The sequence below is a fragment of the Nonomuraea sp. NPDC049784 genome (assembly GCF_040659615.1).
Taxonomy (GTDB): domain Bacteria; phylum Actinomycetota; class Actinomycetes; order Streptosporangiales; family Streptosporangiaceae; genus Nonomuraea.
In genome coordinates this window covers 66,122-77,312 of the sequence record NZ_JBFAMX010000009.1, presented here as the reverse complement: position 1 = coordinate 77,312, position 11,191 = coordinate 66,122, and the positions used below count along the sequence as shown (strand labels likewise).

At 70.6% G+C, this 11,191-nt stretch carries 12 protein-coding genes; 7 read left to right on the top strand and 5 right to left on the bottom strand.

Annotated features, from left to right (window positions below; all coding sequences use genetic code 11):
• Positions 1 to 117: 117 nt before the first annotated feature.
• The gene (locus AB0J09_RS04655; protein ID WP_360685071.1) at positions 118 to 1,434 is read right to left on the bottom strand and encodes a hypothetical protein; all 1,317 of its coding nucleotides are present in this window, start codon (positions 1,432 to 1,434) and stop codon (positions 118 to 120) included.
• Positions 1,435 to 1,552: 118 nt separating this feature from the next.
• Entirely contained in the window at positions 1,553 to 2,527 is a 975-nt protein-coding gene (locus AB0J09_RS04650; RefSeq protein ID WP_360685068.1) for a CapA family protein, read from the bottom strand.
• A gap of 241 nt (positions 2,528 to 2,768) precedes the next feature.
• Between AB0J09_RS04650 and AB0J09_RS04645 the strand changes: the two genes are divergently transcribed.
• Genes AB0J09_RS04645 through AB0J09_RS04630 form a run of 4 tightly spaced genes read left to right on the top strand, consistent with a single transcriptional unit; the run spans position 2,769 to position 4,459 of the window.
• Positions 2,769 to 3,182, top strand: coding sequence for an Hsp20/alpha crystallin family protein (locus AB0J09_RS04645; RefSeq protein ID WP_360685065.1), 414 nt, complete (start codon positions 2,769 to 2,771; stop codon positions 3,180 to 3,182).
• Between the two features lie 14 nt (positions 3,183 to 3,196).
• The gene (locus tag AB0J09_RS04640) at positions 3,197 to 3,781 is read left to right on the top strand and encodes a hypothetical protein (protein WP_360685062.1); all 585 of its coding nucleotides are present in this window, start codon (positions 3,197 to 3,199) and stop codon (positions 3,779 to 3,781) included.
• A 6-nt stretch (positions 3,782 to 3,787) separates the two neighbouring features.
• A complete protein-coding gene (locus tag AB0J09_RS04635; protein ID WP_360685059.1) occupies positions 3,788 to 4,150 on the top strand; it encodes a hypothetical protein in 363 nt (120 codons plus the stop codon).
• A 60-nt stretch (positions 4,151 to 4,210) separates the two neighbouring features.
• Entirely contained in the window at positions 4,211 to 4,459 is a 249-nt protein-coding gene (locus AB0J09_RS04630; RefSeq protein WP_360685056.1) for a hypothetical protein, read from the top strand.
• Between the two features lies 1 nt (position 4,460).
• On the opposite strand, the gene AB0J09_RS04625 is transcribed toward AB0J09_RS04630, so the two are convergent.
• Positions 4,461 to 5,573, bottom strand: a complete 1,113-nt coding sequence (locus tag AB0J09_RS04625; RefSeq protein ID WP_360685053.1) for a serine hydrolase domain-containing protein — start codon at positions 5,571 to 5,573, stop codon at positions 4,461 to 4,463.
• 240 nt (positions 5,574 to 5,813) lie between these two features.
• Here AB0J09_RS04625 and AB0J09_RS04620 point away from each other — a divergent pair, with 240 nt between their 5' ends.
• A complete protein-coding gene (locus tag AB0J09_RS04620; protein WP_360685050.1) occupies positions 5,814 to 7,433 on the top strand; it encodes a PQQ-binding-like beta-propeller repeat protein in 1,620 nt (539 codons plus the stop codon).
• A 63-nt stretch (positions 7,434 to 7,496) separates the two neighbouring features.
• Positions 7,497 to 8,234, top strand: coding sequence for a GNAT family N-acetyltransferase (locus tag AB0J09_RS04615; protein WP_360685047.1), 738 nt, complete (start codon positions 7,497 to 7,499; stop codon positions 8,232 to 8,234).
• Between the two features lie 82 nt (positions 8,235 to 8,316).
• Here AB0J09_RS04615 and AB0J09_RS04610 read toward each other — a convergent pair whose 3' ends face one another.
• Entirely contained in the window at positions 8,317 to 9,207 is an 891-nt protein-coding gene (locus AB0J09_RS04610) for a sigma-70 family RNA polymerase sigma factor (RefSeq protein WP_360685079.1), read from the bottom strand.
• Between the two features lie 125 nt (positions 9,208 to 9,332).
• Positions 9,333 to 10,550, bottom strand: coding sequence for a trypsin-like peptidase domain-containing protein (locus AB0J09_RS04605; RefSeq protein ID WP_360685044.1), 1,218 nt, complete (start codon positions 10,548 to 10,550; stop codon positions 9,333 to 9,335).
• 282 nt (positions 10,551 to 10,832) lie between these two features.
• On the opposite strand from AB0J09_RS04605, the gene AB0J09_RS04600 reads away from it, so the two are divergent.
• Positions 10,833 to 11,186: a hypothetical protein gene (locus tag AB0J09_RS04600; protein ID WP_360685041.1), complete on the top strand. Its 354-nt coding sequence runs from the start codon at positions 10,833 to 10,835 to the stop codon at positions 11,184 to 11,186.
• Positions 11,187 to 11,191: the final 5 nt, after the last annotated feature.

The window sequence follows — 11,191 nt, the reverse complement described above, 5'->3', positions numbered from 1 at the left end:
CCGCCGACTGCGCCCCCCGCCCCCGCACCCCCACCCGCCACCCGCTCGGGGGGGGCATCCCGTGCGCCGTTTTCTCCCGCGTATGGGCGGGCCCGCCCGCCCCGGCACTTTTCCGCTCTACCAACCGGCGAGCTGCTCCAGGAACCAGTCGATCAGCACCTTGGAGACGTCGCCGTGCGCGGAGTTGCCCGTGTCGCAGCAGAACGCGTCCAGGAACGTCTCGTCCTTCGGCAGGTCGCTGAGGTCCTTGTAAAGATCGGCCTGCCACTGCAAAGGGTCCCTGGCCAGGGCGATCGCGCTGACCGCCGGGACGAAGCAGCTGTTGCGGAACCGCTCCTGGATCGGCAGCCCGATCGCGTCGCCCACCCTGCCCCAGCAGTCCAGCGTGCCACCCGGCGCCCCGTCGAACGCGGGCACGCGCGACGTGGCACTCGTCCACACGGGAGCGCCGAACTTGATCGTGCCGATGTCCTGCAGCTCGCCCCCGTCCGGCTGGATCCTGGCCGTGAGCTGCAGTGGGTCGTGGTGCAGGTCGAACACCGGCGTGCCCGGCGTCAGGTCGGGCCCCACGCCGTTGCCGACCCCGTTGGCCAGGCCCAGCTTGTACGGCCGCATCGGGAACCAGCCGACCCTGCGCAGGTCGTCCAGGAAGTCCGTACGCAGCTGGCTGGCGGTGGTCACCGGGCCCGAGTAGTCCTCGCTCTCGACCCAGCCCCACAGGAGCTGCTGCGCGGCCGGGCTGCGGATCAGCTCGGCCTGGCCGGGACCGCCGGACTGCGGCAGCAGTGATTCATGGAGGTAGGCGAGCTGCTGGAGCGCCAGCGGGATCCAGGCGCCGAGGTGCGGTGTGTCGTAGGAGAAGTACTTGTCGGTCTGGTGATCGAGGCCCTCGCTCTCCAGGCGCGCGAGCGCGTACCTGGTGATCACGCCGCCCAGGCTGACGCCGCCGACGACCAGCGGGAGGTCGCCCTGCCGCTCCTGGATGGCACGCCGCACGCAGGTGGCCGCCACGGCCGCGTTGGCCTGGATGTACGTCTGCCGCTCGTCGAAGCCGAGGAGGATGACGTCGATGCCCATAGCCCGGAGCTGGTCGAGGAAACCGGCCCCGTTGAAGCGGCTCCACAGCGCGTCGAGGTCGCTGGGCCCGTAGTCGAAGCCGTCGGCGAAGATCAACGGCCGGGTCAGTGCGGCGTGCCTCTCCGCCAGGTAGACCGCGGCCCGGCCGGTCGCCGTGCGTCCCTCATGCGGCTGGTCGCCGACCAGATCCCAGACGTGGTCAGGTCTGGGAGCCTCGACCGCGCGCGGCCGCGGGGCCGCGAACCAGACTCCCTGCTCCCCGAGCGCGTCGACGATCCGCTCGACCTGCTCCTCGGTCAGGCTGCCACTGACCGAGCCCGCTCTGGTCTCGACGTCGATTCTCGGTTCCTGCGCCATGCTCGATCCTCTCGCTAGGTTCCGAGGCCTCACTGGGGCCACTGACTCCACCTTATGGTCACTTTCAGCAATTGACCGAGTACTGTAAGTGAATGGCGCGTCTTCCCAAATGCGCAGGTCACTCCGCCGATGGCCGGAGATCGACGGTGAGCGTGCCCGCCTCATGCCGGACCTCGGTGCCGAGGTCGGCGCAGGCGTTGATGAAGCGGTGACGGATCCAGCCGGACTCGGCCTCGTCCGCCATCCTGGTGCGGCAGTAGTCGAGCGCTATGGGCACGGCGCTCAGCCGTACCGGACCGTGCTCGTCCAGGGTGACCAGGAAGATCAGCCCGAGGTCGTTGCGTAGCTCGGGATCCACGATGTAGTCGTCGATGAAGTCGCCCATGTCGTACAGGACCGGCCCGGCCACCCCGTGGAAGACGTGCGCGGAGTGTCCGGCCACCAGGGTCGCTCCCGCGCCCACCAGCGCCCTGGCCGAGCGCCGGACGTGGGTGACGGGTGCGGCGGTCATGTTCGGGCCCCAGTGGACGCAGACGAGGACGGCGTCGCCGCTCATGCTCCTGATCGTGTTCGTGAGGCGGTCCGGCACCCCGGTGCCCAGGTCTGCGTACGCGACGCCGGGCCTGCGCTCGGTGGCCGCGAACTCGGAGGGATGGTCGGTGACGCCCAGCACCGAAAGGCGCATGCCCCCTGCCTCCAGCACGGCGGGCTCCCACGCCTGGTCGAGGTCGGCGCCCGCGCCCACAGTGCGGATGCCGACGGCCGCCAGGTGGTCCAGGGTGTCCAGGAGGGCGTCCTGGCCGTAGTCGAGCGCGTGGTTGTTGGCCAGCGTGACCGTGTGCACGCCCAGCTCCGCCAGCATCGCCGCGGTCTGGGGCGGAGCGCGGAAGTGGAACGGCTTGCGCAACGGGTCCCACTGCCGGCCGCGGTCCGATACGCAGCATTCGAGGTTGAGCAGGACGAGGTCGGCCCGGGCGAGCACTGCACGCACACCCGTGTCGAAGAAGTGAGCTGGATCAGCGGTCAGCTCGAGCCGGTCGGCGACGCCGCGCCCGAGCATCGTGTCACCGGCCAGCGCCAGTGTGACCGTCATCGCGGGCTCCCTCGATGCCGTCGCGTTCCCTCGGTCATATCTGTCCAGCTTCCCTGCCGGATGGCTTCGACACCCACTCTGGCCTGCGACGGAACCGTTCACGGGACGAGTTTGCGGGTATTGGCGCGGGTAAGGACGGGATGAATCTGGATGAGGGGGGCGAGGGCGCCCCTCACGGCACGGGGGTGAGAAAGCAGTGGCTTTGCCGATAAGGCGTAATCGCGGAACGGCGCAGACGGGCGTGCCCTGGCAGAGACGGGCGTGGGATCCCTTCACGGAGTTCCAGCAGTTGTGGGATCAGATGGGGCGGCTGTTCGAGCAGGGCGCCGAGACCGACGTCGCCGCCTGGCGGCCGGTGGCGGAGACCGAGGAGACCTCGGATGCCTACGTCGTACGTGCCGAGCTTCCCGGCATCAGGCGGGAGGACATCAACGTCGAGGTCAACGACAGCGAGCTCTGCGTGTCCGGGGAGATCAACGAGGAGGAGAAGGGCAACATGCTGCGGCGGCGCACCGGCCGGTTCGTCTACCGGACGGTCCTGCCCAGCGACGCCGACACCGAGCACATCGGCGGCGAGCTGGCCGACGGCATCCTGACCGTGCGCGTGCCCAAGACCGAGAAGGGCCGCGCCCGCCGCATCGAGATCAAGGGCTGACACGGGGGAGGCGCATGGCCGGCACGCAGGCCTTCTGGATCGGCGCCGCACGAGGGCATGACGGCGAGGACCAGGGCAACGCGCAGGAACGTTACGGCGAAGAGCTGCGCAAGTGGAGGCACGCGTTCGAGGCCGTGGACGGTGAACCGGCCGCGGGCGGCGTCACGCTGGACCCGCTGCACTTCGCGCTGGGCGCGTGGGAGGTGGCCACGCGCCCAGTGGCGGAGCATGCTTACGTACGCCGCCATCCGCGGGTGTTGGACGCGACCTGCCACCGGCCAGAGGAGGCGGCAGGGCTGCTCGCTGTGGTCGAGCTCGCGGCCCCGCCCCAGGTCGGGCTGCCCGCGGGGTGGTGGACCTGGCAGCGCCAGGAGCCGACGTACGTGCCGCCGCCGTACGAGCGGCCGACCGCGCTGAGCACGCTGGAGCTCCGGGTGCCCCTGCCGGTGGACCGCCTGCCCACGCCCACCCACGCGCGGGCCGAGGGGCTGCCGAACCTCGACGACGCGCAGGCCTCGCTCGAAGCGCTCCTTGCCGAGCTCAACGCCGTGGTCAACCCGTTCCTGCACGAGCTGGACGAAGCCGATCTGGCGAGGTGATTCAGGATGAAGAGGCGAGACAACGATCCCGAGGACGAGTTCTTCGCTCCCGTACTGCGTGAGCCGCCGCCTCCCGAGGAGATCAGCCCCTCCGGCGTGGTGAGCGACACCGGCGTGCCCGACGTGCCCGGAGGCGGCCACGGGGAGTGGCCGAAGTCGCCGCAGCCCTCCAGCCGGCTCAGCGTGCGCCTGCTGGCCGCCGCGCTCGGGCTGCTCGCCGGGGTGGTCCTGACTGTGCTGGCCCTGCTGGTCGGGCAGCCGCTCCTGGCGATCCCGCCGGCCGTCGTGGCGCTGGCGGCGGCCGTGTACCTCGTGGGGTTCAGCGTGCGGCGAACGCGTTCCGACGGAGGCCCGCCGACCTTCGGGTGAATAGGGCGGCTATCTGGGTAAACGCCCTGCTGAGGTCTAGTCCGGGGTAGAGGAGCGGAGATGTCTCTCATCGATTACGAATGCGTTCGCCAGTTGCTGCAGTCGGAGCACCCCGACGCCACGCTGGTGTACGTCCGTGGTGAGTGCGTGGTCCTGCCCGCGAACGAGGTGGACGACGCGCACAAGATGCTGGTCATCGCGCGCCGTGACGAGATCGCGGCCCGGCTGCCGGAGGGTGAGCTGTCCGACCAGGCCCTGGAGGACCTGGCGATCCGGCTGGACAACGTCGCCCGCGATTTGGGCGACTGATCTACTTTCCGGCGCACAGGGCGCTGTCGAGTGTGGCGTTGACGCGGTCCGCGGAGGCCTGCGAGGTGGGCAGAGCGGTCACGGCGACCGTGGCCGCGCGGCCGTCCTCGGTGATGCCGTTGCGGGTCTCGAAGCCGTCGATGTCGCCGCCGTGGCCCCACGCGTAACCCCCGCAGCTCAGCGGGAACTTGATCAGCCCGAGCCCGTAACGCCAGCCCTTCATCAGCCCGGGGGCCTCGACCGTCTGCTTCATCTGCTGGAGCTGCGCCGGCTTGAGCAGCTTGCCGTCCATCAGCCCGACGAGGAAGCGGTTGACGTCACCGGGGGTGGCGACGAGCTCCCCGGCCGCCCATCCCCATGACGGGTCCAGGTTCGTGACGTCCGTCGGGGGCTCGCCGGGCTTCTTGACCGCGTACCCCTTGGGGTGCGGCCCGCGGATGACCTGCTCGCCGAGCGAGGGCCAGTAGGTGTCGCGCAGCCCGAGCGGCTCGATGATCCGGTCCGTGATCACCTCGCCGATCGGCCGCCCGGTGACCTTCTGGACGAGCAGGCCGAGCACGGTGTAGCCGGTGTTGCTGTACTCCCAGCTCTTGCCGGGCGCGAACGACGGCTTGTGCGCCAGCGCCAGGTCCAGCGTCTCCCTGGGCTCCATGTACTGGTGCTGGAGCTCGGAGATCGGCGGGATGTACTTGGTGTAGTTCGGCAGGCCGCTGGTGTGCTGGAGCAGCCGGCGGACGGTGATCTTACGGCCGTCGTTGCCGTTGCCGCGGATGAGCTTGGGCAGGTACTTCTCGATCGGCGCGTCCAGCTCGACCTTGCCCTCGCCGGCGAGCTGCAGGACGATCACGCTGGTGAACATCTTGGTGGCGCTGCCGATCCGCGCCCGCGCGTCGGCCGGGATCTCCGCCTCGGTCTCCAGGTCCGCCATACCCGCGGTGTAGCTCCGGGTCTTCCCGTCCGCGTCACGTACGGTGGCGAACGCCCCGGGGAAGTCGGGGACCAGCTTGTTCAGATCCGCCTGCACGGGGTCCGCGGGGGCCTGGGCGTACGCGGGGGCGGCCAGCCCGGCGGCGGTGGCCAGCGCCGCGATCATGAGGGCGAGGGGCTTCTTCATGGGAGTTCTCCGTGCTTGGCGGGGCGTTTCTGACACCACCAAGCCTGTCGGCCAGGGCCCTCCTTGATCGATCCCGTGCGCCGGAAAGCCGGGGTAGGGCCAGCACTACTGTTTCCGTTCTCCAGATAGTGCAGGACGGCCGCCACGCGCCGGTCCATCAGCGCTTACGCGCGGCGGCGCCGATGACCCGATCGTTATCAGGCCGTGGAACCAGATTGTCAGAAAGTGCGTTGCACAAGTGTGCGGAAGGGATGGTTAGGGGCGGGGGTCGCCCTGGCTGGGATAGGCGCGGCGGGATGGGGGTACTTCCTGCGGCGCCCGTTGCCCGTCGAGCTGCCGATCCTGATCAACCTCGGGCTCCTGCTGGCGCTCGGGCTGCTGGTCTGGCTGGTGATCGACCTGATCCCGCTGGCGCGCGCGACGGCTCGCGCGGAGGGGGACGCCCCCGGGCTGGTAGAGGCGCAGGTCACCGTGCGCGTACGGGCCATCGCGGTGGCCTTCGTCGCCGTACCACTGGCTCTGTATGGGATCGGGCGGGCGCGGCAGACGTTCGCAGGAGGGCTGCCGGAGCACGGTGAGATCCTCTTCGGCACGGGCCTCGTGGCCGCCGCGGCCGGGATCGTGCTCATGGCGGTGGTCGTGCCCGACTTCAGGGTCAAGCCCTTCGCGGGCATGGGCACCGGGCTGGCCGCCACGGCGGCGGTGCTGGCCGCGATGTCGCTCGCCGGCGCGACGCTTCCGGTCGAGGCCGTCACCGCGGGCGAGAGCGCCCTTCCTGAGGCGGTCGTGGCCGGGTCGGTGAGCAGGCTCGCCTGGCGCTGGAACGTGCCGGACGGCACTCCCGCCAGACAGGTGGCGGTCGCCGGCGGCAACGCGCTGGTGAGGACCGGCGACGGCGTCGTGGCGCTGGACACTCGTACGGGCCGCGAGCGCTGGCACTACCGCAGGCCCGCCGCGGCGGCCACCGGGTTCGAGGTCGCCCCCGACGGGAGCGTCATGGTGCTCACCTTCGGCCAGGAAATGGGGGAGGAACAGACCAGGGGGCGCACGGTGGTGCTGGACGCCCGCACCGGCGAGGTGCGGGCCGAGCACGCCGGGCGGCCGTTCGCGGACACCGATCCGGCCTCGCACGGCCTCGTCGGCATCTCCCGCGACGGCACGATGATCGGAAGAGACCCGGCGGATCCCGCGAAGCATGTCTGGGAGCATCCCGTGCGGAAGGGCTGCCACGTCGACCGCTGGCTGGTGAAACCGTACGTGGTGCTGCGTGACGTCGTCGCCGTGGTGTCCGACTGCGGTGAGGAGACCGAGGTGACCGGCCTCGACCCCGCCGACGGCACCGAGGTGTGGCGGCACGAGAGCGAGAGGTCGGGTTACGTCGAGATCATCCCCTCCTACGATCTCAGCGCCGTGCGGCTGCGGATCGCGGACGAGAAGGACCTGGTGCTGGACCAGGAGACGGGGAAGGCGGTCAAGGCCGTCACCGGGAGCGAGGCCTCGCTCGACCGCTTCACCGCCGACGGCCACGTGCTCCCGCGCGCGGAGAACCGCTCGGAGTCGCACGCCGCCGGCGGGGCGAGGACCGCTCCGACGCCGGACCAGGGCGATCACCCCGACTGGGGGAGGGGGTTCGTTCCGCTGAAGGACAGCATGCTCGTGGCGGAGGTGACGGCGACCGGCCAGACCTCGATGACGGTCACGGCACACGTCATGCCCTGGAACGCGACGGGCGGCACGGACATCCCGTTCGGCATGGACGTCAACGGGAACACGCGCGAAAACCGGTTCACGCTGCTCCCCGCCGCCGGGGCCGTCGTCGTCGCCCTCAGCGCGAGCGCCACGATCGTCGGCCTCACCTGAGGGGCCGGTAGGGTGACGTCGTCGTTCGAGGCCGTTCGAGGCCGTTCGAGGAGAGGAGCGCGCTTGCTGGGCGCCGAGGTACACGCCTATCTCAGGTCGGTGGCAGGGGATCGGGTTGTCCGGTCCGGGCCGTTCCTGATGCGGTTCGACGAGCATGACGACGCACTCCCGTTCAACTACGCCATCCCCGACGACGACGCCGCGCCGACGGCGGACGAGGTCGCCGCGCTGATCGCGGCGTTCTGGGGGCGGGCCAGGACACCCCGGCTCGAGTACGTGCCGCAGGTGGCCCCGAAGGTGGAAGGCGCCCTGCTCGAGGCCGGTTTCACCGCGGAGGGCCGCTACCCGCTGCTGGTCTGCCCGCCGGACGAGGTGGTGGACGCACCGGTTGATGTACAGGTCGCGCTCGTGACCGACGACGCCAGTCTCTGGCAGGTCGCGCGGGTGATGAACGAGGCGTTCGAGGCGCCTGAGGCAACCGAGCACGACGTCGCCCGGCTCCGGCGGGTCCTGGACGGCGGTGGCCTGGTCGCCGCCGCCGTGGATGGCGACGAAGTCGTCGGCGCAGGGCAGCTCGGCCGCCCGCACCAAGGGGTCGCCGAGGTGGCGGGCATCGCGGTGCCGGCCTCGCACCGGCGACGCGGCATCGCGGGCGCGGTCACGGCGCTGCTGACCCGCCAGGGCGCGGCTGCCGGGATCACGACCCCGTTCCTCACGCCCGCCGACGACGGCGCCGCACGGGTTTACGCCCGCGTCGGCTACCGGAAGGTGGGCGAGGCTCTCCACATCTCCCTCCGCTGAAGCGGAGCCGCCCTCTGGAACGGGCGTGCTCCAACAGCGGCACGTCGGGTGACAGCCGCTTCCCGCAAAGGGACGCCGATGGTCAGTCGGCCGGTGTGGTCAGGACGAGGCCGGCGATGCGGTCGGGGTCGGAGAGGATCTCCAGGGCGGCGATCCTGCCGTCCGTGACGATGAAGCTCAGCACCGACCGCGGCTCCCCGTTCAGCATGCCGACGAACCCCACAACCCCGTTCACCAGCACCGGCTCCGCCGTGTAGGTGGTGCTGAACCGCTTGAAGTTGGTCATCTGCCCGGCCACGGCCGCGGCGCCGTTGATCGTCCACATGCCGCCCTTCGCCACGGCCCCCGCGTCCACGCGCATCACCACGTCGGGATCGAGGAGGGCGAGGAGCGCCTCGAAGTCGCCGCCACGCGCCGCGGCCAGGAAGGCGTCCACGACCCGGCGCTGCCGGCTCGGGTCGGGATCCGGCGACGGCACCGTTCCCCGCACGCGCTGGCGCGCCCGGCTGGCGAGCTTCTTGGCCGTGGCAGGGGTGCGGTCCACGATCGGTGCGATCTGCTCGAACGGCACCGCGAACATGTCGTGCAGCACGAACGCCAACCGTTCCGCGGGACTCAGTGACTCCAGCACCACGAGCAGCGCGAGTCCCACCGCGTCGGCGACCAGCACCTGCTGCTCGGGGTCGCCCCCGTCCTCGCCGCTGATGACCGGGTCCGGAAGCCGCTGCTCCAGCGGGTCCTCACGCCGCGAGGTCCGCGTGCGGAGCATGTCCAGGCATACCCGGCCGACGACCGTGGTCAGCCAGCCGCCCAGGTTGTCGATCTCACCCGAGTCCGTACGGCTGAGCCGCAGCCACGCCTCCTGCACGGCGTCGTCGGCCTCGGCGAGCGAGCCGAGCATCCGGTAGGCCACCGCCTTGAGATGGCTGCGGTGTTCCTCGAATCGGCCGGCCAGAAAGTCGTTGGCGTCCACGGTCACATCCTCGATCGGGCTCATACCTCAATGACGGAACAAGTCCCTCAATGGTGACCGAAAGGAGCCCGCGACCCGCGGGGCGTGTTCCGCGAGAACTTCCCCGTCAGCGCATGAGCGGGCTGCTACTTCTTCTCCTCCATGGTCACCGTCACCGTGCTCGTCTTCCCGTCCCGCTGGTACGTGACCTGCACCTGCTGGCCGATCTTGAACCCGCGGACCTGCCCGACGACCGTGTCACCGCCCTGGACGGCCGTGTTGCCGATCTTGGTGATCAGGTCGCCCTGCTTCAACCCGGCCTTCTCCGCCGGACTGCCCGCGGTCACCTGGCGGATCAGCGCGCCGGGCACGTCGCCGGTGGCGTCGGTGACGCTCACTCCGAGGAACGCGTGACTCACTTTCCCCTTGCTGATGAGCTGCTCGGAGACCTGCTTGGCGGTGTTCACCGGGATCGCGAAGCCGAGGTTGACCCCGTCGGCGGCGACCGCGCTGTTGATGCCGACCAGCTCGCCGGCGGCGTTGACCAGGGCGCCGCCCGAGTTGCCGGGATTGATCGCCGCGTCCGTCTGGATCATGCCGCCGAGCGTGGTCGTCTCGGACGCCTGCCCCTGCTGCCCCCAGCCCGGCGGGAGCTGCTGGTCCTGGCCGCCGCTCCCAGCGGTCACCGTACGGTCGAGCGCGCTGATGATGCCCGCCGTCACCGTCCCGTCCAGGCCGAGCGGGCTGCCGATCGCCAGGACGTCGTCCCCGACCTTGAGCTGGTCGCTGTCGCCCAGCGTGGCCTTGGCCAGCCCCGACACACCCGACGCCCTGATGACGGCGAGGTCGGTGGCCGGGTCGGTGCCGACCACGCTCGCCTTGGCTGTCTTGCCGTCGCTGAACTTCACCGTCAACTGGTCACCCTGCCCGGCCACGACGTGGTTGTTGGTCAGGATCAGCCCGTCCTCCGACAGCACCACACCCGACCCCTCGGCGTTCTGCCCCTGGATCATCACCACCGACGGCTGCACCTTCTCCGCCACCTGCGCGACCGTGAGCTGCCCCGAGGCCGTGCGGAAGACCGGGCTCGCCACGGTCGTGGTGACGGTCGGCGCCGGGCGCGCGCCTTCCGCCACGTACGCGCCCACGGCCCCGCCCCCGAGCGCCGCCGCCGTCAACGCCGTCACGGCGGCCAGCGCGAGCCCGGCGATCGTCTTGCGCGTGAGCACGAACCCCGCCCGCCGTGGCGGAGGGGGCGGCGGCAGCACCGGCCCCGGCCGGGTGAAGGTCCCGGCTGTGGGGGGCTTGTCACCGAACTGGCTCCAGCCGCCGGCGTTGTCCTCGCGAGGCGCGTTCGCGTCCATGTCATCTCCTAGAGTCCCGATGACACCAGAGTGACGAAGGGCGAGTAAGTCCTGCTTAAGCCGAAGATCCCCTCGCCCGGCGCGCCCTGACGCCGGCCTTATCGCCGCAGGCAGCACCGACGCGCACCGGTCGAAAGTTTCTCATTGCACGCCGTCCACCCACGGCTTGCGTACGGCAGACTCTCATGCGTACAGTGTTCGCACAAAGAGAGCGATGTACGCACACCGTGGAAGGTTTCCGATGTATACAAGTTCGCGCTGCTGGCTGATCCTGGTGGTGTTGTGCCTCAGCACGCTCGTGCTGGTGATCGACAACATGGTGCTTTCCGTGGCGATCCCGCCGCTGACTCCGCGCTGAACGACACCATCCAGCAGGCCGGCGCGGCGCGGGGCATCGCCGTCCTGGGCAGCGTGCTGGCGAGCGCCTACACCGCGGCCATGCCCGCGACCGCTCCGGACGCCGCCCGGCTCTCGATCGGGAACGCGCTCAGCCTCGGCGACGCAGGGATCGCGCGGGTCGCCCGCGAAGCGTTCACCACGGCCATGTCCTCCGCCTTCCTCATCAGCGCCGCCGGCGTGGTGGCGGCCGCCGTACTGGCACTGCTGGTGATGCCCAAGAAGACCGCCCTTTCCTGACTTCA